Origin of the sequence: Pseudomonas sp. NPDC088414, assembly GCF_044753325.1 — a bacterium.
In the GTDB taxonomy this organism is placed as follows: Bacteria; Pseudomonadota; Gammaproteobacteria; order Pseudomonadales; family Pseudomonadaceae; genus Aquipseudomonas.
The window spans coordinates 73,202-95,322 of the sequence record NZ_JBIVMY010000019.1 but is presented as its reverse complement, the minus strand read 5'-3'; the positions used below and the strand labels follow the sequence as shown (position 1 = coordinate 95,322).

Sequence of the window (22,121 nt, the reverse complement as noted above, 5' to 3'; positions counted from 1 at the left end):
CCATTTGCGCCGCCCCCTGCCTGCGGGGCGCCCGCGTAGTTATGCCCGATTCAAGGTGAAGCCATGACGACCCGCACCGATGCCGTAAAGGCCTATCTGCTCGACTTGCAAGACCGCATCTGCGCCGCGCTGGAAACCGAGGATGGCGGCACGCGCTTCGTCGAAGACGCCTGGAGCCGGCCTGCCGGTGGTGGCGGTCGTACCCGCGTAATCGAGAACGGTACGGTGATCGAAAAGGGCGGCGTCAACTTTTCCCACGTATTCGGCAGTGGTCTGCCGCCGTCGGCCAGTGCCCACCGTCCGGAACTGGCCGGTCGTGGCTTTGAAGCCCTCGGCGTGTCGCTGGTGATTCATCCGCACAACCCGCATGTGCCGACGTCCCACGCCAACGTGCGCTTTTTCATCGCCGAAAAGGAAGGTGAAGAGCCGGTCTGGTGGTTCGGCGGTGGCTTCGACCTGACCCCGTATTACGGCAACGAAGAAGACTGCATCCACTGGCACCGCGTCGCCGAGCAGGCCTGCGCGCCGTTCGGTGCGGACGTCTATCCGCGTTACAAAGCGTGGTGCGACACCTATTTCCACATCAAGCATCGCCACGAACCGCGCGGTATTGGCGGGCTGTTTTTCGATGACCTGAACGAGTGGGACTTCGACACCAGTTTCGCCTTCATGCGTGCCATCGGCGACGCCTACATCGACGCTTACCTGCCGATCGTGCAACGCCGCAAGCACGAGGCGTTCACCGCCAAACAGCGTGAATTTCAGGAATTCCGCCGTGGCCGCTACGTCGAGTTCAACCTGGTCTACGACCGTGGCACCCTGTTCGGCCTGCAATCGGGCGGGCGTACCGAGTCGATCCTCATGTCGTTGCCGCCGCAAGTGCGCTGGGCCTATGACTTCAAAGCCGAGCCCGGCAGCGAAGAAGCGCGCCTGACCGACTACTTCCTGCAAGACCGTGACTGGCTGGCTCAGGCCTGAGGACTGCTGATGGATCGTTACGTCGTTTTCGGTAACCCGATCGGCCACAGCAAGTCGCCGATGATTCATAAACTGTTCGCCGAGCAGACCGGTCAGCGCCTCGACTACAGCACCTTGCTGGCGCCGCTTGACGACTTCAGCGCCTGCGCCATGGCGTTCTTCCAGGACGGTCGCGGCGCCAATGTCACTGTGCCGTTCAAGGAAGAAGCCTATCGCCTGGCGAACAGCCTGACCGCCCGGGCACAGCGGGCCGGTGCGGTGAACACCTTGAGCAAACTGGCCGACAGCTCATTGCTCGGCGACAACACCGACGGCGCCGGGTTGGTGCGTGACCTGACGGTGAATGCCGGGTTCAGCCTGACCGGCAAACGCATTCTGCTGCTTGGCGCCGGCGGCGCGGTGCGTGGCGCGCTGGAGCCGTTGCTGGCCGAGAAGCCGGCGTCGGTGATCATCGCCAACCGCACGGTGGACAAGGCCGAGCTGCTGGCCGAGTTGTTCTGTGATCTGGGGCCGGTGTCGGCCAGCGGTTTCGATTGGTTGCAGGAGCCGGTGGACGTGATCATCAACGCCACCTCCGCCAGCCTCACCGGCGACGTGCCGCCGATTGCAGCGAGCTTGATCGAGCCGGGCCAGACCCTGTGCTACGACATGATGTACGGCAAGGAACCGACTGCGTTCTGCCGCTGGGCCAGCGAGCATGGCGCGGCGGTGTCGATGGATGGTCTGGGGATGCTGGCCGAGCAGGCGGCCGAGGCGTTTTTCCTGTGGCGCGGGGTGCGTCCGGATACGGCGCCGGTGCTGGCCGAGCTGCGTCGCCAATTGGCGCAATAAAAGAGCCTTTGTGGCGAGGGAGCTTGCTCCCGCTCGGGTGCGAAGCGCCCGCAGTTGGGTTTGGGCTGCTGCGCAGCCAGCGGGAGCAAGCTCCCTCGCCACAGAAGTCTGGAATGGCCAGCAGGTCAGTCCTCAAACCGGATCGGGCATTTCTCCGCGCCTTCCAGCTTCCTCAATTCCTCCACCACCTGCGGTCGCGCCCGGCGCAGGGTCAGGCTGCGATCCTGACGCAGCAGGCGCCGCGCCTCCTGATGCAGCATCTCCACTCCCGAGTAGTCGATGAAATTGATCTGCTGCGCCTCGATCACCACGCGCGCGCCGTGCAGCCGTTGCAGGCGCACTTGCAGGTAATGGCTGGCGCCGAAGAAGATCGAGCCGCCGACCCGCAGCACGTCCTCCTCGCCGTCGCGCCAATGCTGCACCCGCGGTTGCGAAGTGCGTTTGAGGTAGAAGAACAGCGAGGCCAGCACCCCGGCATAAATCGCCGTCTGCAATTCCAGCAGCAGCGTGGCGAAGCAGGTCAGCGCCATGACCACGAACTCGGCGCGGCTGACCCGCAGCAACGAACGAATCCCGCGATGATCCACCAGGCCCCAGGCGATCAGCAGAATGCTCCCGGCCATCGCCGGAATCGGAATGTGTGAAATCAGCCCGGCGCCGAAAATCGCGAACAGCGCGACCCAGATCGCCGAAAACACCCCGGCCAGCGGCGAACAGGCGCCCGCCTCGTAACTCAGGCCGGAACGGGTGAACGAGCCGGCGGATAGCGACCCGGAAAAGAACGCCCCGACGATATTGGATAAACCCTGCGCGCGGACTTCCTGATTGGCATCGAGCAACTGCTGCGAGCGCGCCGAAATCGAGCGCGCGATCGACAGGCTGGTGACCAGCCCGAGCATGCCTACCGCCACGGCACTGGGCAGCAGACGCAGGATCAAGTCCAGATCCAGCGGCAAGCCACTGAACGGCGGCAGGCGACCGACAAACGCACTGACCAGGTGCACATGGCCGAACATCGCCGGCCACAGCCACGCCAGCAGGCTGGCCAGCACCAACGTGATCAACAGCGTTGGCCAGCGCGGCAGCAGTTGTTTCAGCACCACGCCGACCACCACCGTGGCTACGCCCAGAACTAACGACGGTTTATCCACAGCCCTGAGGTGTTGCAGCAGGTCCATCAGACTCGCCAGCGCCGTGGCTTTGGCCGGCAACTCCAGCCCCAGCAGGTTCGGCAATTGCCCAATGGCGATCACCACCGCCGCGCCGAGGGTGAAACCGAGCACCACCGAATGCGAGACGAAATTCACCAAAGCGCCGAAGCGCAGCAACCCCAGCAGCCACTGAAAAATCCCCGCGAGGAAGGTGAGCAGCAGGATCAGCGTGATGTAGTCCTGTGACGCCGGCACGGCCAAGGGACTGATGCTGGCATACAGCACAATCGAAATTGCTGCAGTCGGGCCGCAGATCAGATGCCACGACGACCCCCACAGGCAGGCGATCAGCACCGGGATGATCGCCGCATAGAGGCCGTATTCCGGCGGCAGGCCGGCGATCAGCGCGTAGGCGATCGACTGCGGCAACGCGAGAATGGCGCCGCTGAGGCCAACGATCAGATCCCGGCCGACGCTGGCGCGGGTTTGCCGCGGTAGCCAGGTCAGGAAGGGGAAAAGTGAGTGGCGACTGGGCAGGGCCATGGGTCCTCGCGGTTGGGGTTTTCAGGCAAAGCCTAACAGGACAGTACGGTCATTGTGGTGAGGGGATTTATCCCCGATGGGCTGCGAAGCAGTCCTGAAATCCACTAGTCGCGGTAGATCTGACATACCGTGAATTCAGATTTAAGGGCCGCTTTGCGGCCCATCGGGGATAAATCCCCTCACCACAAGAAGCTGGTTGGGCTGGATCAGAGCTTGGCCTTGACCGCAGGCAACGCATCCTTGCCATCCACGGTCTTCACCCCCTCCAGCCACTTGTCCAGCACCGCCGGATTGGCCTTGATCCACGCCTTCACCGCATCGGCGTTGCTGACCTTCTTGTTCACCACCTCGGCCATGATGCTGTTTTCCATGTCCTGGGTGAACGCCAGGTTGGTCAGCAACTTGCCCACATTCGGGCAGGCCTCGGCGTAGCCTTTACGGGTCAGGGTGTAGACGCTGCCGGTGTCGCCGAAGTATTTCTCGCCGCCCTTGAGGTAATGCATCTTCAGCTGCACGTTCATCGGGTGCGGGGTCCAGCCGAGGAAGGTGACGAATTTCTGCTTTTTCACCGCCCGCGACACTTCGGCGAGCATCGCTTGTTCGCTGGATTCGATCAGCTTCCACTGGCCGAGGTCGAAGTCGTTCTTCTTGATGATTTCCTGCAGCGAAATGTTCGCGGGTGCACCGGAACCGATGCCGTAAATCTTGTTCTCGAATTTGTCGGCGTATTTGTTCAGGTCGGCAAAGTCATGCACGCCCGCGTCCCACACGTAATCCGGCACGGCCAGGGTGAACTCGGTGCCGTCGAGGTTCTTCGCCAGTTGCGTGACGTCACCGCTGGCGACGAACTTGTCGTAGAAGCCCTGCTGCGCCGGCATCCAGTTGCCGAGGAACACATCCACCTGACCGTCCTTTAAACCGCCGAAGGTGATCGGCACTGCGAGGGTGTCGACCTTGGCCTTGTAGCCCATGCCGTCCAGCAGAAACCCGGTGATGGCGTTGGTCGCGGCAATGTCGCTCCAGCCAGGATCAGCCATCTTCACCGTTTCGCAGCTTTGCTCGGCAAATGCCGAAGCGCTGCCCAGGGCCAGCAGGCCAATCGTCAGTGCTGTGGATAACTTGCGCATGGACTTCCCCTTACATTATTGGTTTTGGCAGGGTTGTGGATAACGGGCCTTGCGTTCCAGATCGTCGAGGTCGATGTGGTTGCGCATGTACTGCTGACTGGCGTCCACCAGCGGCTGGTGATCCCAGCTCTTCAGCTTGCCGATGGTCAGGGCATCGGCAACAAAACGGCGGCGGCGCTGGCTGGCGAGCACCTCGCGATGAATCGCCGGGATGTCCCACTTGGCCCGCGCTTCGGCGAGAAAATCGTCGAACAGCTGGCGATTTTGCGGCGACTGGCTGAGTTCTTCGAGCTCACGCGGATCGTTGTGCACATCGAAGAGTAGGCAAGGGTCGCTTTCACTGTAGATAAATTTGTAGGCGCCACGGCGGATCATCATCAGCGGGCTGACCGTGCCTTCGGCCATGTACTCGCCGAACACTTCGTCATGCCCGCCCTGCCCTTGCAGATGTGCCAGCAGCGAGCGGCCATCCAGCGGCAAGCCCGGTTCCAGCGTGCCGCCAGCCAGCTCGACGAAGGTCGGCAACAGATCGGCAGTGGACACCGCGGCGCTGACCCGGCCGGCAGCGAACTGCCCCGGCGCACTGATCAACAGCGGCACCCGCGCGGCCATCTCGAACCAGTGCATTTTGTACCAGAGGCCCTTCTCTCCCAGCATGTCACCGTGGTCGCCGGAGAACACGATGATGGTGTCATCGATCAGCCCGGTATCTTCGAGGGTTTGCAGAAGTTTGCCGACGTTGGCGTCGATATAGCTGCACGCGCCGAAGTACGCACGGCGCGCATCGCGAATCTTATCCACAGGCAGCGGCTTGTCCCACAGGTCATAGACCTTGAGCAGGCGCTGCGAGTGTGGATCGAGGGAATGTTGCTCCGGGGTGCTCGGCAACGGGATGTCACCGTCGTCGTACAAATCCCAGAACGCCTTGGGAATCGTGTACGGGTCGTGTGGGTGGGTCATCGACACGGTCAGGCAGAACGGCCGGTCGCCGTCCTCACGAATGTGGTCGAACAGGTATTGCCGGGCCTTGAACACCACCTCTTCGTCGAAGTCGAGCTGGTTGGTACGCACGCACGGGCCCGCCTGCAACACCGAGGACATGTTGTGATACCAGCTCGGGCGCACGTCCGGCTCGTCCCAGTTCACCGCCCAGCCGTAGTCGGCTGGGTAGATGTCGCTGGTCAGGCGTTCTTCATAACCGTGCAATTGATCCGGGCCGCAGAAATGCATCTTGCCCGACAGCGCGGTGCGGTAGCCGAGGCGACGCAGGTAGTGGGCGTAGGTCGGAATGTCGGCGGGGAAATCGGCGGCGTTGTCGTAAGCGCCGATCTTGCTCGGCAACTGGCCGCTGACCAGGGTGAAGCGCGACGGCGCGCACAACGGGCTGTTGCAGTACGCGGCATCGAACACCACGCCTTGGGCGGCGAGGCGTGAAAGATTCGGCAATTTGATTGGCGACGGGCCGTAAATTGGCAACATTGGCGCGGCCATTTGATCGGCCATGATGAAGAGAATGTTCTTGCGCTTCATGTGATCGCGGCATTCCATAGTGAATATTTATGCGACATTGCTGCGATCGAGCATGGAGTCCATGCCCTGTCCGGTAAAGCCCGCGCCGGACAATGACTAGGATAAGCACCGCTTATGTATGAAGCCCTCGGTAATCTGTCCCTCGACCTGTTGCGCGCCTTCGAAGCGGCGGCGCGCCATCGCAGCTTTACCGCCGCCGCGGTGGAGCTGGGCACCACGCAACCGGCGATCAGCCAACAGATCAAGCGTCTGGAAGAGCAGCTTGGAGCACGGCTGTTTGACCGAATATACCGCGGCATCGAATTGACTGAGGGCGGGGCGATCCTGTTCGAGCAGGTTCAGCTCGGTTTGCAGCATATCGACGCAGGGTTGAGCGCGATCAGCACGCAGCAGCAACATGAAGTGTTGCAGGTCGCCACCGATTTCGCCTTCGCCGCTTACTGGCTGATGCCACGGCTGCACCGCTTCCACGAAGCTAACCCGAACGTCGATGTAAGCCTGGTCACCAGCGAGCGCAACCACAACATGCTGCGTACCGACATCGATGTCGCGGTGCTGTTTGGTGACGGTCGATTCAAACAGGGCGAGAGCCATTGGCTGTTCAGCGAAGAAGTGTTTCCAGTGTGCAGCCCGCAACTGCTCAAGGGCCGCACCCTGCCCTTGCCTGCTCAGGCGTTGCTGGAGTTTCCATTGCTGCACTTGCGCGGGGAGAACAGCAGCAACTGGTTTGACTGGAGCGGTCTGTTTCGCGAACTGGGCATCAACACGCCGCCTGCACCGGGGCAATTGCGTTTCGACAATTACACCCTGCTGATTCAAGCGGCGATTGGCGGTCAGGGCGTTGCCATTGGCTGGCGCCACCTTGTGGATAACTTGCTGACCCAAGGCTTGCTCTGTCGGCCTGTGGCCGAGACCACGTTGTCGCGCCTCGGTTATTACGTGGTGCTGCCGCAACGCAAACGTCGGGGCGCGTTGATTCAGCAGTTTGTCGACTGGTTGATGGCCGAACAGGCCAGCAGCGCAGAGTCCCTCGCCGGAGTGGCATTGCCATCGATTGCGGTTTGAACATCAAAATCAACTCTCTGTAGGAGCTGCCGCAGGCTGCGATCTTTTTACGTACCCGACGTCGTTACAAAATTCACATGCTGCCCCACATGCAGATTCAACCGCAGCTCATCGGCAATACCCACCGCAACGCGGTTCAGCCGTTCCAGCGGCTCTGCCAGCCCCGGCTCGAGATTGCCGCCCACCTGACTGAAATGCTCGATGGTCAGCCCCGCGACCCCGTGCGGCGCATTCACCAGTGTCCATTGCAGCGGGCTGCTTTGCAGGGCTTCGCGGATTTCTTCGGCGGCGTGGCGTTGCAGCCCGTCGTCCAACTCCAGCTCGTCGAGCACGGCAAAATTGCCCACCAGAAACAGCCGCGACACGTTGGCTGCCTGCAAGCCGTCGACCAACGCATCGACCGCTAAAACCTGCTCTACCGGCCCCAGCACTACGGATCTTTCTACATGGTCGCTGTTGAACGGCAGGCCCGGCGCATCCAGCAGGCAGATCACCGCCGAGCTCCCCGCTACGCTCTGTTTTACCCGCTCGGCGTCAAACAGATCGCCGCTTTTGGTGCGCAGTCCCGGACGCGGCGCGAGTACATTCAGATCGTCGAGAATTGCGATGACTTCGTGCTGTCGGCGCAGCAATTCAGCCATCAATGCACCGCCGAGGCTGGCCATGGCACCATAGAGCACCACTTTGACCATTGGGGTTTCGGCATTTTTCATGGCTGATTCCTTTTTGTTGTCCCTTGTATGGCGTGTGACATGCAGCCTGCGCCGAGGGTTCGAACCGATTCAGAGGCTTTCCGATGCAAGCAATCAATGGCTATCACGCCCACGTCTATTTCGACGCCGGCACCATCGATCAGGCGCGCGCCTTGTGTGAACAGGCGGCGCAGTTGTTTCCTCTGAAGATGGGGCGCGTCCATGAGCGCCCGGTCGGCCCGCACCCGGACTGGAGCTGCCAACTGGCTTTCGGCCCGGAGCTGATCGGTGAGGTGTTGCCGTGGCTGGCGCTCAATCGCAAGGGCCTGGTGGTGTTCCTCCACCCGGATACCGGCGATGACTTGCTCGATCACACCGAGCATGCGATCTGGATGGGCGCGATGCGGCCGCTGGATTTGTCTGTTTTTTAATCAGAGCGTTTCTTGCGGCTCGCCCGGCAGATGTTCATCCAGATGCAGCCAGGGCAACTGGCTGTCGGTCCAGATATGCCGCTCGGCCGGCGCCTGCTCCGGGTGATCCAGCGTGGCGATGGTCACATCGATGCTCTCGGGACTGAGTTGCGTCACCAACGCCAGCTGCGCGCCACAACGCGGACAGAAATACCGCGCGCAACTGCTCGACGAGTCATAGCGCGAAGGCGTCCCGGCCAGCCACTGAAAGCTGTCCGCCGGAACCGTGATCCACGTGGTGACGATTCCGCCGCTGACCTTGCGGCAGATCGAGCAGTGGCAGTGGGCGATGTCCTGCAATGGCCCGCTGAACTGATAGCGGATGTGTCCGCAGTGGCAGCCACCACTGTGCACTTCTTCCATTTCCCTGCCCTCCCGTCCCCGAAATGATTGACTCTAGTCGCATCCGACAGCCGGTTGGCCATTCGCCTGAAGCTTTCGTCAGCGAAAGGTAGCTGAAAGGTTGCCCGATTAGGATCGCCGCCACTACCGGCAACAGACCGGTTGGCCAACGCGTGTGATCGCTCGCATGTCAGGCCCAATTAACAACAACAATGGTGATTCTGATGTCCTCTGTAGCCCGCCTTCTCGCTGAAACTCCGCCCGTACGTCTCGTGCTTCCCGTTCTGCGCTGATCCCTTCCGATCCGCTCACTCAATTAGCCGCGCTACGCCTGGAGTAATCCCATGCTGACTTTCCTTGGCTTCGCCATGGTCATCACGTTCATGTTCCTGATCATGACCAAGCGCCTGTCTGCGCTGATCGCCCTGATCATCATTCCGATCCTGTTCGCCCTGTTCGGTGGTTTCGCTCCGAAGATCGGCCCGATGATGCTCGAAGGTATTACCAAGCTTGCGCCGACCGGCGTGATGCTGATGTTCGCCATTCTGTACTTCGCCCTGATGATCGACTCCGGCTTGTTCGACCCGGCCGTGCGCAAGATCCTCAAACTGGTCAAGGGCGACCCGTTGAAAGTTTCGGTCGGTACCGCCGTGCTGGCGCTCGTCGTTTCCCTCGATGGTGACGGCGCGACCACTTACATGATCTGCGTGGCCGCCATGCTGCCGCTGTACAGCCGCATCGGCATGAGCCCGCGGATCATGGCCGGTCTGATCATCCTCGCTGGTGGCGTGATGAACATGACCCCGTGGGGTGGCCCGACCGCCCGTGCCGCCAGTGCGCTGCATGTGGACCCGTCGGACATCTTCGTACCGATGATCCCGGCGATGGCCGCCGGTGTGGTGGCGATCCTGATCATTGCCTACTTCTACGGCAAACGTGAGCGTGCGCGTCTGGGCGAGCTGCACCTGATCGGCGACGAGATCGATCACAGCGAAATCAGCGTCTCGCAGTTCCCCGATGCCCGTCGTCCGAAGCTGATCTGGTTCAACGGCCTGCTGACCCTGGCCCTGATGTGCACCCTGATCGCCGGCCTGCTGCCGCTGCCGGTGCTGTTCATGGTGGCGTTCAGCATCGCGATGATCGTCAACTACCCATGCCTGCAAATGCAGAAGGACCGCGTTGCGGCCCACGCCGGCAGCGTGCTGTCGGTGGTCAGTCTGATTTTCGCTGCGGGTATCTTCACCGGTATCCTGTCCGGAACCGGCATGGTCGACGCCATGTCGAAAAGTCTGCTGGCAGTGATTCCGGACTTCCTCGGCCCGTACCTGGCGGTGATCACGGCGCTGGTGAGCATGCCGTTCACCTTCTTCATGTCGAACGACGCGTTCTACTACGGCGTGTTGCCGGTGCTCTCCGAAGCGGCCAGCCATTACGGCATCACCGCGGTGGAAATGGCCCGTGCCTCGATCGTCGGTCAGCCCGTCCACTTGCTCAGCCCGCTGGTTCCATCGACTTACCTGCTGGTGGCGCTGGCTGGTATCGAATTCGGCGATCACCAGCGTTTCACCCTGAAGTGGGCAGTGCTGGTCTGCCTGTGCATACTGGTGGCCGCCTTGCTGCTGGGGACGTTCCCGCTGTTCAGCACGTTGTAACGGCACTCACTCACCAGGACGCCAGCTGCTTGCTGGCGTCCTGGTTTAACACTCGCTCAAAGGAATACACATGGATTGGCTGACCAACCCCGAAATCTGGGTTGCCTTCTTTACCCTGACCGCCCTGGAAATCGTTCTGGGCATCGATAACATCATCATGATTTCGATCCTGGTCAGCCGCATGCCCAAGCACATGCAGCAGCGCACGCGGATCTTCGGCCTGGGCCTGGCGATGATCACGCGGATCCTGTTGCTGCTGTCGATCACCTGGGTCATGCGCCTCACCGCCGACCTGTTCGTGGTGTTCGGTCAGGGCATTTCCGGTCGCGACCTGATCCTGTTTTTCGGTGGCCTGTTTCTGCTGTGGAAAAGCTCGCAAGAGATGTACCACGCACTCGAAGGCGAAGACGAAAGCGGCGACGAGCCTTCGGGCAAGGGTGGCAACTTCCTCTACACCATCATCCAGATCGCGATCATCGACATCGTGTTCTCGCTGGACTCGGTGATCACCGCCGTCGGCATGGTCTCCCATGTGCCGGTGATGGTCGCGGCGATTGTCGTTGCGGTGCTGGTGATGATGGCGGCCTCGGGCAAGATCAGCGAGTTCATCGACAAGCACCCGTCGCTGAAGATGCTGGCGCTGTCGTTCCTGCTGGTAGTCGGCACCGTGCTGATCGCCGAAGCGTTCGATGTGCATGTGCCAAAAGGCTACGTCTACTTCGCCATGGCGTTCTCGCTGGCGGTGGAAGCGATCAACATCAAGATGCGCACCGCGATCGCCAGGAAGAAAAAGCAGCAGGACCCGGTGAAGCTGCGCAAGGACGTGCCGGGGCAGTGACCCGCTGATCCGATAGCAATACAAAACCTGTGGGAGCTGGCTTGCCAGACTCCCACAGGTTTTTTTGTTCAAGCGGATTTTGAGCTCGTACACAAACCCTGTGGGAGCTGGCTTGCCAGCGATAGAGGCGTGTCAGGCAACATCAATGTCGCCAGTGCTGCCGTCATCGCTGGCGAGCCAGCTCCCACAGGGATTTGGGGTGGTTGCGCGGGGGGTGGATGAACCTGTTTTCATGACACTTTTGTTTCAATCCGCACTTTAGCTGTGCAATGCTGGCGCCCAGTCCGTTAGCCAACTACAGCTTAAGTATCAAAAACGTAGAAACCGCGCGGTACCGTCAACTTGCCCCTCTGGGGCGCTGCTACTACAGGGGGTCTGCATGCTCACCCTGCTCAATCTGCTTTCTGCCGTGGCCCTGTTGATCTGGGGCACGCACATCGTCCGAACCGGCATCCTGCGGGTGTACGGCACCAATCTGCGCCATGTGATCGGCCAGAACATGTCCAGGCGCTGGCTCGCGTTCGTCGCCGGCATCGTCGTGACCGCGATGGTGCAGAGCAGCAACGCCACCGCCATGCTCGTGACCTCCTTCGTCGGCCAGGGCCTGATGGCACTGACCCCGGCGCTGGCGACCATGCTTGGCGCCGACGTCGGTACCGCGCTGATGGCGCGGGTGCTGACGTTCGACCTGTCGTGGCTGTCGCCGCTGCTGATTTTTCTCGGGGTGATTTTCTTTCTGTCGCGCAAACAGACGCGGCTCGGGCAGATGGGCCGGGTCAGCATCGGTCTGGGGCTGATCATTCTCGCGCTGCAACTGATCGTCGAAGCTGCCGCGCCGATCACCCACGCCCAAGGGGTGAAGGTGATCTTTGCTTCGCTGACCGGCGACATCCTTCTCGACGCCTTGGTTGGTGCGTTGTTCGCGATGATTTCCTACTCCAGCCTCGCCGCCGTGCTCCTGACCGCGACGCTGGCCGGTGCCAGCGTGATCAGCTTGCCGGTGGCGATCGGTCTGGTGATCGGCGCCAACATCGGCAGCGGCGTGCTGGCGTTCATGAGCACCAGCATGCAGAACGCCGCCGGGCGGCAAGTGGCGCTGGGCAGCCTGCTGTACAAACTGATCGGCCTGCTGCTGATCATCCCGGTGCTTGACCCGCTGGTGCACTGGATGGACGGTCTGGATTTCAGCCCGCAGGAAATGGTCATCGGTTTCCACCTGCTCTACAACACCGCGCGCTGCCTGATTCTGCTGCCCAGCGTCTCGCCGATGGCACGCCTGTGCGCCTGGCTGCTGCCTGTGCGCCCGGAGGTCAACGGCACCGCCAAACCGCGGCATCTCGATGCGACAGCGCTGGTCACCCCGAGCCTGGCGCTGGCCAACGCCGCCCGCGAGACCCTGCGCATGGGCGATCTGATCGACAACATGCTCGACGCGATGCTCGATGTGCTGCGCGGCAAGCAGACCGCCATCACCCAGGAAATGCGCCGACTGACCGATGACGTCGAAGCGCTGTACAGCGCGATCAAGCTGTACCTGGCTCAAATGCCCCGCGAGGATCTTGGCGAGCAGGACAGTCGGCGCTGGGCGGAGACCATCGAGCTGGCGATCAACCTGAAACTGGCCAGCGACCTGATCGAACGCATGCTGCGCAAGGTGCAGCAGCAGAAGACCTCGCAACGGCGCTCGTTCTCCGAGGACGGCCTGGAGGAACTGGCGGGGTTGCATCAGCAACTGATCGCCAACCTGCGCCTGGGCCTGTCGGTGTTTCTCAGCGGCGACAAGGAAAGCGCCCGTCAGTTGTTGCGCGAAAAACGTCGCTTCCGCGCACAGGAACGGCGTCTGGCCCATGCCCATGTCAGCCGTTTGCAACGTAAGATCGTGCAGAGTCTGGAAACCAGTTCGCTGCATCTTGAGCTGATTGCCGATATGAAGCGCTTGAATTCGCTGTTCTGCAGCAGTGCTTATGTGGTGCTGGAAACGGCGGATACCGGCGCTCTGGAAGCGGATGATATTGCCGACATTACGCATTCGCCTTGAACGTCTGAGGCTGGGGTCAGTCAGTAACTCAGAGTTCAGCCTCAGGGCCCCATCGCTGGCAAGCCAGCTCCCACAGGGTTTTGTGAATGCCGCCAATCCTTGTGGGAGCTGGCTTGCCAGCGATGAGGGCCTGACTGACGACACGGATCTCCAAATCAGCCGTATGGAAGCCTGTTATGCGTTGCCTGTTGTTCGCCTGTCTGTTGCTCGGTTCCCTGCCCGCCTTCGCCGTTGATCGTTTTCAGGTCGAAGGCTATGCGCTGCCCAACGGTTTGCAGCTGTTGCTCAAGCCCGGCACCGAGCGCGGGCATGTGGCGATTCGTCTGGTGGTGGGCGTCGGTCTCGACGATTTCGATTGCGATGAAAAAGAGCTGCCGCACCTGCTCGAGCACCTGCTGTTCAGCGGCGTCGACGCCACTGGCGAAGGCGGCCTCGAGGAGCGCATGCAGGCGCTGGGCGGCGAGTGGAATGCGTTCACCAGCAACGCCGACACCACGTTCGTTATCGAAGCCCCGGCGAAGAACCAGCGCAAGGTCCTCGACCTGCTGCTGGGCCTGCTGACCCAGACCCGCATCGACGACAACGCGATCAACGCCGCCAAACGCGTGGTCGAGCGTGAGGACGGCGGCCATTACACGCGCCTGCAACGCTTTCTTGACCGCCAGGATCTGGGCCACACCGCGAGCAATCAACTGGCGGTAGAGCTGGGCCTGAAGTGCCCGCAACGGGCCGAGGTCGGTCACCTGACCCAGAAGCAACTGGAGCAGGTGCGCAAGACTTGGTACGCGCCGAACAACATGACCCTGATCGTCGTCGGCGAGCTCGACAAACTGCTGCCGGCCTATCTGGAGCGCACCTGGGGCGCGCTCGAAGCGGTGGACCCGGCCGAGCACCGTGAGCTGCCGGACATCCGCACCAGCGCCGCCCATGAGCGCACCCTCACCCGCGGCTTCATCGGCGACAGCGCCAAGTTGCACTGGCTGGTGCCGGAGCCGATGCTCGACGATCAGTACGACGAGACCTTCGACATCCTCAAGGACTACCTCGACTGGGCGCTGTACCGGCAGATCCGCCTCAACCATGGCTTGTCCTATGGGCCGTGGGCCGAGCGCGAAGTGTTTGGCGGGGTCGGCTTCATGAGCCTCAACGCCGACGTCGATCGCGATGACCTCGCCGAAGCCAAACAGGTGCTGGAAGACCTTAAAGCCGATTTGCTGAAAAACGGCCTCGACCCCGACACGTTCGCCCGGATCAAACAGGCGGCCATCGCCCACCAGGCCTGGGCGGTACAGGGCAACAGCGCGATGGCCGATTACTACTGGAGCGCGCTCGGCGACTACGAGGACGGGCGCTTTGCCAACCCGGCCCGGGAGCTGCAAGGCGTGACCCTGGAAACGGCAAACAAGGCCATGCGCGAGTTGCTGTTGCAGCCGGGGTATCTGCGGATCGAGAAACCGCTGCTCAGTGATGATGAGGTGTTGTGGCTGATTGCCGGTGGTCTGGGTGTGGTGTTGCTGGTGCTGATCGGCTGGCGCCTGCATCGACGGGGAAAACACAAAGCCGAAGGATGAGGAAATCCTGTGGCGAGGGAGCTTGCTCCCGCTGGGCTGCGAAGCAGCCCCAAAACCGACGGCTGAGTTAGTTCAGGAACATCGTGCACCCAGGTTTTGCGACTGCTGCGCAGTCCAGCGGGAGCAAGCTCCCTCGCCACAGAAATAAGAGGCTTTGCTGACCGGGAGCCTCGCCACGTCGCCCGGCGGACGGTACTCTGTCGAGGTTTTTTCCCATTCAGTCGTGAACCGCCCACATGCCGAAAATACCCCAGCTGATCCAGCGCATTCTCGAACTGATGAAGCGCTACCCCGGGGTGATTGCGCTTGGCGGTTTCATCTCCGGGGTCGGCAGTTTCATTCTGGTCGATCGCCAGCAGGGGCTGGCGAGCTGGATCACCATCATCATGCTGCTCAGCTGGATCTGGCTGATGCTGGAAAACACCCTGACCGGGCTGTTCACGCGCATCTTCAAACGGGAAATCCCCCAGCCGCTGCTGCGTTACGCGACGCAGATGATCCACCAGGAAAGCCTGTTTTTCGTCCTGCCGTTCTTCTTCATCACCACCACCTGGAACAGCGGCCAACTGATCTTCACCGGCCTGCTGTGCATCGCCGCGCTGATCTCGATTGTCGATCCGCTCTATTACAAATGGCTGGCGCCACGGCGCTGGGCGTTTCTCGCGTTGCACACCCTGACCCTGTTCGCCGCCCTGCTCACCGCGCTGCCGGTGATCATGCACCTGACCACCGCGCAAAGTTTCAAATGGGCGCTGGGTACGGCGGTGGTGTTGTCGTTCCCCAGTCTGGCGTCGATCTTTCCGATTCGCACCGTGCGCAACGCGCTGGCCATTCTGTGCATCACCTTCGGCATCGGCGCGGTCGGCTGGACCCTGCGCTCGTGGGTGCCGCCGGCGACGTTGTGGATGACCGACGTGGCGATCAGCACTCAGTTGCAGGATCGCACCCCGGGCGACAGCCTCGAACAGGTCAGCGCCGAGCAGATCCGCAACGGCGGTCTCTACGCTTACACCGCGATCAACGCGCCACGCGGGCTGGATGAGCGGATCTACCATGTGTGGCAGTTCAACGGCAAAGAAGTCGACCGTATCGCCCTCGATATCCATGGCGGGCGCAAGGAAGGTTACCGGGCGTGGACGCACAAGCAGAACTTCCCCGGCAACCCGGCAGGCAAGTGGCAGGTGCGGGTGCTGACTGAAGATGGTCAGGTGATCGGTGTGCTGCGTTTCGAAGTGACGGACAGCACAGCGATCAAAGAAAAGTAATCCGGTTCGTGCTATTACGTTAGTTCGCTTAATAGCCGGACAAGCACGGAGCTTATGATCAGCAGCTCAATGAGCGGTAATGCCCAGCTGGACACGTCAATCAGCCCTGCCCGCCTGCGGGTGTCCGGGGACTGGACGCTTGCCCATTACGCCGACCTCAAGCACCTGACCGAAAAACTTGCCGGCCAGTACGACGCCAATACCGTGGTCGACCTCAACAGCCTCGGCGCCCTCGACACCGCTGGCGCTTCCCTGCTGGTGGAGCTGCTCGGTTCCGAGCGCTTGGGCAAATCCGCCGAACACCCCGACTGCACGATTTCCCAGGCTGACCGCGCGCTGTTGCAAACGGTGTATCGCTCGCTGACCGACTTCTGTGTGCCGATCAAGGAGCCGGAAGTCAGTGTCAGCGTGCAACTGCTGACCCGCATCGGGCGCGCCGTGGAAACGGTCTGGCAAGACACCCTGCAAGTGCTGGGTTTCATCGGCCTGATCCTCGAAACCATCGCCCGCAACCTGTTGCGCCCCAAGCGCTGGCGCATCACCCCCGTCGTCGCCCACATCGAACAGACTGGCCTCGACGCCGCGCCGATCGTGGCACTGCTGACTTTTCTGGTCGGCGCGGTGGTGGCGTTTCTCGGCGCCACGGTGCTGGCCAGTTTTGGTGCAACGATCTTCACCGTCGATCTGGTGGGCTTCTCCTTTCTGCGCGAGTTCGGCGTGTTGCTCACGGCAATCCTGATGGCCGGGCGCACCGCCAGTGCGTTCACCGCGCAGATCGGTTCGATGAAGGCCAACGAGGAGATCGACGCGATCCGCACCCTCGGCCTCGACCCGATGGAACTGCTGGTGGTGCCGCGGGTACTGGCGATGCTGGTGGCGCTGCCGATGCTGACGTTTCTGGCGATGCTCTGCGGAATCATTGGCGGCGGTGTGGTGTGCGCGGTGTCGCTGGGGATCTCGCCGGCAATGTTCCTCTCGCTGCTACAGAGCGACATCGGCATTCAGCATTTTCTGGTCGGCCTGGTGAAGGCGCCGGTCTTTGCCTTCCTGATTGCCACGATCGGTTGCCTGGAGGGCTTCAAGGTCAGCGGCAGCGCCGAATCGGTCGGTGCGCACACCACCTCTGCCGTGGTGCAGTCGATTTTCGTGGTGATCGTGCTCGATGCGGTGGCTGCGCTGTTCTTCATGGAGATGGGCTGGTGAGTCGTCTACCCCGCGCGCCCTCGGAGGCGGTGATCGAAGTCCGTGGCCTGTGCAATCGCTTTGGCAGCCAGAGCGTGCACGAGCATCTCGATCTGGATTTGTACAAGGGCGAAATCCTCGCCGTGGTCGGCGGTTCCGGCAGCGGCAAGTCGGTGCTGCTGCGCAGCATTGTCGGGCTGCGCCGGCCCAGCGAAGGCAACGTGAAAGTGTTCGGGCAGAACCTGCCGAGCCTGTCCGAGCATGAGCGTTCGCTGGTCGAGCGACGTTTCGGCGTGCTGTTCCAGAAAGGCGCGCTGTTCTCCTCGCTGACCGTCACCGAAAACGTCGCCCTGCCGCTGATCGAACACGCCGGCCTGAGCCGCAACGACGCCGAGCATCTGGCGGCGGTGAAGCTGGCGCTGGCCGGGCTGCCGCTGTCGGCGGCGGACAAATACCCGGCGTCGCTGTCCGGCGGGATGATCAAGCGCGCGGCGCTGGCGCGGGCCCTTGCGCTGGATCCGGACATTCTGTTTCTCGACGAACCCACCGCCGGCCTCGATCCGATTGGCGCGGCGGCATTCGATCAACTGATCCTGACCCTGCGCGATGCGCTGGGCCTGAGCGTGTTTCTGGTGACCCACGACCTCGACACGCTCTACACCATCACCGACCGGGTGGCGGTGCTGGCGCAGAAGAAAGTGCTGGTGGCCGGTCCCATCGATGTGGTCTCGGAAACCGATGACGCGTGGATTCACGAATACTTCCACGGCCCGCGCGGCCGCTCGGCGCTGGACGCCGCCAAATTGCTCAACGAGGTCTGACATGGAAACCCGAGCCCATCATGTGTTGATCGGCCTGTTCTCGGTGATAGTGGTGGCAGGCGCCCTGCTCTTCGGCCTGTGGCTGGCCAAGTCCAGCGTCGATTCCGAGTTCAAGGATTACGAAGTAGTGTTCAACGAGGCGGTCAGCGGCCTGTCCAAGGGCAGCCCGGTGCAGTACAGCGGGATCAAGGTCGGCGATGTGGTCAACCTGCGTCTCGACCCGAAAGACCCGCGCCGGGTGCTGGCGCGGATTCGTCTGGGCGGCGATACGCCGGTCAAGGAAGACACCCAGGCCAAATTGGCACTGGCCGGGATCACCGGCACCTCGATCATCCAGCTCAGCGGTGGCACTCCAGAAAGTCCGAAGCTGCGCGGGCATGACGGCGAACTGCCGACCATCGTCGCGGCGCCCTCGCCTATTTCCCGGCTGCTCAACGACAGTAACGACTTGATGACCGGCATCACCGCGCTACTGAACAACGCCAACCAGATGTTCTCCCCGGAGAACGTCGAGCGCGTCAGCAACACGCTGGCGCACTTGGAGCAGACCACCGGTTCGATCAACGATCAGCGCGGCGACCTGCGTCAGGCCATGCAGCAACTGGCGAGCGTCGGCAAACAGGCCGGCAGCATGCTCGAGCAGACCTCGGCGCTGATGCGCAACGCCAACGGCCTGCTCAACGATCAGGGCAAGCAGGCGCTGGGCAGTGCCGAGCAGGCAATGAAATCGCTGGAACAGAGCAGCGCCACCATCAACGGCCTGCTGAGCAAGAACCAGAACTCCCTCGACAACGGTATGCAGGGCCTAAATGGCCTGGCCCCGGCGATCCGCGAACTGCGCGAGACGCTGACCTCACTGCGCGGCATTTCCCAACGGCTTGAGGCCAACCCCAGCGGCTACCTGCTGGGCAGTGACAAGAACAAGGAGTTCACCCCATGAAGCTGACTCACTTCGCCCTCCTCGCCAGCCTCGCCTTGACCAGTGCCTGCTCGATTCTGCCCAAGGCCGAGCCTTCGGACGTCTATCGCCTGCCCGCCGCACAGGCGCCCGCCTCGTCCAGTTCGGCGGCGACCCAGCACTGGTCGCTGCGCCTGAACAAGTTGCAAGCCAGCGAAGCGCTGAACCGGCCGAACATCGCAGTGATTCCCCAGGGTGATGTGATCAGCAGCTACAAGGCTTCGCGCTGGAGCGACCCGGCGCCGGTGCTGGTGCGTAATCGGCTGCTGGATGGCTTTGCCCGGGATGGGCGGGTGACGCTGCTCAGTACAGATGACAGCAACTTCGCTGCGGATCTGGAACTGGGCGGCAGTTTGCAGGCGTTTCAGACCGAGTATCAGGGCAATCAGGCCAGCGTCGTGGTGCGCGTCGATGCGCTGCTGGTGCGCGGCTATGACCAGAAGATTCTCGCCAGCCGCCGCTTTGAAGAGCGTCAGCCTCTGAATGATGTGCAGGTGCCAGCAGTGGTGGCAGGGTTTGGACAGGCCAGTGATCGGCTGACGGCCAAGGTTGTTGCTTGGGCCGTCGACCAAGGCCAGAAACTCGCCCCTCAGAGACCCTGATCGATCAAAATTGCTTTTGTGGCGAGGGAGCTTGCTCCCGCTGGGCTGCGTAGCAGCCCCCTCTTTCAGGGCCGCTTCGCGCCCTGGCGGGAGCAAGCTCCCTCGCCACAGAGAAGTTGGTTGCCCAACGTTCTTGTGCTTAGCCGAAGAACCAGTAGCACACGCCAATCGCGCCGAGCACGCCGGCCAGTTCTGCCAGCAGCGCGCATCCAACGGCATGCCGCGCGCGCTGAATCCCCACCGCGCCGAAATACACCGCCAGCACATAGAAGGTGGTTTCGGTACTGCCCTGTATCGTCGCCGCCACCAGCGCCGGGAAGCTGTCGACGCCGGAAGTCTTCATGGTTTCGATCAGCATCGCCCGTGCGGCGCTGCCGGAAAACGGTTTGACCATCGCCGTCGGCAACGCATCGACAAAACGCGTATCCCAACCGGCCCACTGCACCAGGTGCCGAATGCCGTCCAGACCAAAGTCCAGTGCCCCCGAAGCACGCAGCACGCCGATTGCGCAGAGCATCGCCACCAGATACGGCAGCAGGTTCTTGGCGACGTCGAAGCCCTCCTTCGCGCCCTCGACGAACGCTTCGTAGACCTTGACCTTGCGTAACGCGCCGATCACCAGGAACAGCATGATCAGGCCGAACAGCGTCAGGTTGCCAAGGATCGACGACAGCCCGGCCAGTGCTGTGGCCGACATCGTTGCCAGCAGCGCCATGAAGCCGCCGAGGATCAGCGCGCCGGGAATCAGATAGGCCAGCACCACCGGGTCCCAGATGCGCAGGCGTTGCATGAACGCAACCGAGAGAAAACCGACGATGGTCGAGCAACTGGTCGCCAACAGAATCGGCAAAAACACCTGGGTCGGGTCCGGCGCGCCTTGCTGGGCGCGGTACATGAAGATCGTCACCGGCAGCAGGGTCAGGGACGAGGCGTTAAGAACTAGGAACAGGATTTGTGCGTTGCTGGCGATGGTCGAGCTGGGGTTGAGTTCCTGCAGCGCTTTCATGGCCTTGAGGCCGATCGGCGTGGCGGCGTTGTCCAGGCCCAGACCGTTGGCGGCGAAGTTCAGGGTGATCAGGCCCAGCGCCGGGTGCCCCGCCGGGACTTCCGGCATCAGCCGCAGGAACAGCGGTCCGAGGACTTTGGCCAGCCATTCGACGATCCCGGCCTTCTCGGCGATGCGCAGAAAGCCCAGCCACAGGGTCAGCGTGCCGAACAACAGCACCATCACCTCGACCGAGAGTTTGGCCATGGCAAAAATGCTTTCCACCATCGCCGCGAAAATCCCGGCGTTGCCGCCGACCAGCCACTGCACCAGCGCAGATATTGCTGCCACGACGAAGAAGCCAAGCCACAGGCCATTAAGCATCAGTCAAATCCCCCGGAAGATGCGGCGAATGATAGCGGGGTCGCCAGAAACGACAAACCCCGGATTGCTCCGGGGTTTGTTGGTAAGCCTTGCATCAATCACTGTGGGAGCGAGCTTGCTCGCGAAGGCGGTGTGTCAATCAACATAATTGTTAGATGTGCCGGCCTCTTCGCGAGCAAGCTTGCTCCCACAGGGGTTTGCATTTACGGCTTGGAAATCTCGCCAGCCGGCAGTTTTTCCTTGCTGCGCCAGTGCGGCAGGGAGTTCCAGTAGCGCTGGCCCTTGGCGTCGTCGTACATGCCTTCCCAACGCGCGATAACCAGCACTGCCAGGGCGTTGCCGATCACATTCAGTGCGGTACGCGCCATGTCCATGATGCGGTCGACACCGGCGATGAATGCCAGGCCTTCCAGCGGGATACCGACGCTGCCCAGGGTCGCCAGCAGCACTACGAAGGACACGCCCGGTACGCCGGCGATGCCTTTGGAGGTGACCATCAGGGTCAGCACCAGCAGCAGTTGCTGGCTGATCGACAGGTCGATGCCGTACAGCTGGGCAATGAAGATCGCGGCGATCGACTGGTACAGGGTCGAACCGTCGAGGTTGAACGAGTAGCCGGTCGGGACCACGAAGCTGCAGATGGCTTTCGGTGCGCCGTAGGCTTCCATCTTCTCGATCACCCGTGGCAGCACGGTTTCCGAGGAGGCGGTGGAGTAAGCCAGGACCAGCTCATCCTTGAAGATGCGCATCAGCTTGATCACCGAGAAGCCGAACAGCTTGGCGATCAGGCCCAGCACCACGAAGGCGAAGAAGGCGATGGCGACGTAAACCAGGATCACCAGTTTGGCCAGCGGCAGCAGGGAAGCGAAGCCGAAGTTGGCCACGGTCACCGCGATCAGGGCGAATACGCCGATCGGGGCGTAGTTCATGATCATGTGGGTGACTTTGAACATGCTTTCCGAGACGCCCTGGAACATCTTCACCAGCGGCTCGCGCAGGTCCGACTGCAGGCTCGACAGACCGAGGCCGAACAGCACGGAGAAGAAGATGATCGGCAGCATTTCGCCGCGGGCCATGGCCGCGAAGATGTTCGACG

Annotated in this window: 19 protein-coding genes and 1 pseudogene (1 of these 20 cut by a window edge); 13 read left to right on the top strand and 7 right to left on the bottom strand. The window is 62.0% G+C overall.

What is annotated here, in order from left to right:
- Window positions 1-63: 63 nt before the first annotated feature.
- Together hemF and aroE are read left to right on the top strand one after the other, a co-directional pair.
- Window positions 64-978 carry an oxygen-dependent coproporphyrinogen oxidase gene (hemF, locus tag ACIP8I_RS17345; protein ID WP_367082233.1) on the top strand — a complete coding sequence of 305 codons (915 nt, stop codon included), beginning with the start codon at window positions 64-66 and terminating at the stop codon, window positions 976-978.
- A 9-nt stretch (window positions 979-987) separates the two neighbouring features.
- On the top strand, window positions 988-1,809 hold the full coding sequence (aroE, locus tag ACIP8I_RS17340; protein ID WP_400762626.1) for a shikimate dehydrogenase: 822 nt from the start codon (window positions 988-990) through the stop codon (window positions 1,807-1,809).
- A 125-nt stretch (window positions 1,810-1,934) separates the two neighbouring features.
- On the opposite strand, the gene ACIP8I_RS17335 is transcribed toward aroE, so the two are convergent.
- From ACIP8I_RS17335 to betC, 3 genes are all read right to left on the bottom strand, one after another.
- A complete protein-coding gene (locus ACIP8I_RS17335) occupies window positions 1,935-3,503 on the bottom strand; it encodes a SulP family inorganic anion transporter (RefSeq protein ID WP_400762624.1) in 1,569 nt (522 codons plus the stop codon).
- Between the two features lie 206 nt (window positions 3,504-3,709).
- Window positions 3,710-4,630, bottom strand: a complete 921-nt coding sequence (choX, locus tag ACIP8I_RS17330; protein WP_400762622.1) for a choline ABC transporter substrate-binding protein — start codon at window positions 4,628-4,630, stop codon at window positions 3,710-3,712.
- Window positions 4,631-4,645: 15 nt separating this feature from the next.
- Window positions 4,646-6,160, bottom strand: a complete 1,515-nt coding sequence (betC, locus tag ACIP8I_RS17325; protein WP_400762620.1) for a choline-sulfatase — start codon at window positions 6,158-6,160, stop codon at window positions 4,646-4,648.
- Window positions 6,161-6,274: 114 nt separating this feature from the next.
- Between betC and ACIP8I_RS17320 the strand changes: the two genes are divergently transcribed.
- The gene (locus ACIP8I_RS17320; RefSeq protein ID WP_400762618.1) at window positions 6,275-7,225 is read left to right on the top strand and encodes a choline sulfate utilization transcriptional regulator; all 951 of its coding nucleotides are present in this window, start codon (window positions 6,275-6,277) and stop codon (window positions 7,223-7,225) included.
- A gap of 47 nt (window positions 7,226-7,272) precedes the next feature.
- On the opposite strand, the gene ACIP8I_RS17315 is transcribed toward ACIP8I_RS17320, so the two are convergent.
- Window positions 7,273-7,938 (bottom strand): NAD(P)-dependent oxidoreductase, encoded by a 666-nt coding sequence (locus tag ACIP8I_RS17315; protein ID WP_400762616.1) that lies wholly within the window; start codon window positions 7,936-7,938, stop codon window positions 7,273-7,275.
- A gap of 83 nt (window positions 7,939-8,021) precedes the next feature.
- Here ACIP8I_RS17315 and ACIP8I_RS17310 point away from each other — a divergent pair, with 83 nt between their 5' ends.
- Window positions 8,022-8,348 (top strand): DOPA 4,5-dioxygenase family protein, encoded by a 327-nt coding sequence (locus ACIP8I_RS17310; protein ID WP_367082243.1) that lies wholly within the window; start codon window positions 8,022-8,024, stop codon window positions 8,346-8,348.
- Here the strand turns inward: ACIP8I_RS17310 and ACIP8I_RS17305 are convergent, their stop codons facing one another.
- Complete coding sequence (locus ACIP8I_RS17305) at window positions 8,349-8,750, bottom strand: GFA family protein (RefSeq protein ID WP_400762614.1); 402 nt, start codon at window positions 8,748-8,750, stop codon at window positions 8,349-8,351.
- A 323-nt stretch (window positions 8,751-9,073) separates the two neighbouring features.
- Here ACIP8I_RS17305 and ACIP8I_RS17300 point away from each other — a divergent pair, with 323 nt between their 5' ends.
- From ACIP8I_RS17300 to ACIP8I_RS17260, 9 genes are all read left to right on the top strand, one after another.
- Window positions 9,074-10,381 carry a CitMHS family transporter gene (locus ACIP8I_RS17300; protein WP_007954069.1) on the top strand — a complete coding sequence of 436 codons (1,308 nt, stop codon included), beginning with the start codon at window positions 9,074-9,076 and terminating at the stop codon, window positions 10,379-10,381.
- Between the two features lie 70 nt (window positions 10,382-10,451).
- Window positions 10,452-11,219, top strand: coding sequence for a TerC family protein (locus ACIP8I_RS17295; RefSeq protein WP_047297439.1), 768 nt, complete (start codon window positions 10,452-10,454; stop codon window positions 11,217-11,219).
- Window positions 11,220-11,598: 379 nt separating this feature from the next.
- The gene (locus tag ACIP8I_RS17290; RefSeq protein WP_400762612.1) at window positions 11,599-13,257 is read left to right on the top strand and encodes a Na/Pi cotransporter family protein; all 1,659 of its coding nucleotides are present in this window, start codon (window positions 11,599-11,601) and stop codon (window positions 13,255-13,257) included.
- A 176-nt stretch (window positions 13,258-13,433) separates the two neighbouring features.
- Window positions 13,434-14,828 (top strand): M16 family metallopeptidase, encoded by a 1,395-nt coding sequence (locus tag ACIP8I_RS17285; RefSeq protein WP_400762610.1) that lies wholly within the window; start codon window positions 13,434-13,436, stop codon window positions 14,826-14,828.
- Window positions 14,829-15,064: 236 nt separating this feature from the next.
- Window positions 15,065-16,093 (top strand): DUF5924 family protein, encoded by a 1,029-nt coding sequence (locus ACIP8I_RS17280; protein ID WP_400762608.1) that lies wholly within the window; start codon window positions 15,065-15,067, stop codon window positions 16,091-16,093.
- 54 nt (window positions 16,094-16,147) lie between these two features.
- Window positions 16,148-17,296: an MlaE family lipid ABC transporter permease subunit gene (locus ACIP8I_RS17275; protein ID WP_400762606.1), complete on the top strand. Its 1,149-nt coding sequence runs from the start codon at window positions 16,148-16,150 to the stop codon at window positions 17,294-17,296.
- Window positions 17,293-18,096 carry an ABC transporter ATP-binding protein gene (locus ACIP8I_RS17270; RefSeq protein ID WP_400762604.1) on the top strand — a complete coding sequence of 268 codons (804 nt, stop codon included), beginning with the start codon at window positions 17,293-17,295 and terminating at the stop codon, window positions 18,094-18,096. The genes ACIP8I_RS17275 and ACIP8I_RS17270 overlap by 4 nt, the downstream gene beginning before the upstream one ends.
- Before the next feature lies 1 nt (window position 18,097).
- On the top strand, window positions 18,098-19,036 hold the full coding sequence (locus tag ACIP8I_RS17265; RefSeq protein ID WP_367082252.1) for an MlaD family protein: 939 nt from the start codon (window positions 18,098-18,100) through the stop codon (window positions 19,034-19,036).
- Complete coding sequence (locus ACIP8I_RS17260; protein WP_367082254.1) at window positions 19,033-19,656, top strand: ABC-type transport auxiliary lipoprotein family protein; 624 nt, start codon at window positions 19,033-19,035, stop codon at window positions 19,654-19,656. Before ACIP8I_RS17265 ends, ACIP8I_RS17260 begins: the two co-directional genes overlap by 4 nt.
- A gap of 139 nt (window positions 19,657-19,795) precedes the next feature.
- Here the strand turns inward: ACIP8I_RS17260 and ACIP8I_RS17255 are convergent, their stop codons facing one another.
- Together ACIP8I_RS17255 and gltP are read right to left on the bottom strand one after the other, a co-directional pair.
- Window positions 19,796-21,025 (bottom strand): nucleoside recognition domain-containing protein, encoded by a 1,230-nt coding sequence (locus tag ACIP8I_RS17255; protein WP_400762602.1) that lies wholly within the window; start codon window positions 21,023-21,025, stop codon window positions 19,796-19,798.
- 203 nt (window positions 21,026-21,228) lie between these two features.
- Window positions 21,229-22,121: pseudogene (gene gltP / locus ACIP8I_RS17250) on the bottom strand (glutamate/aspartate:proton symporter GltP) (it continues 445 nt past the right edge of the window).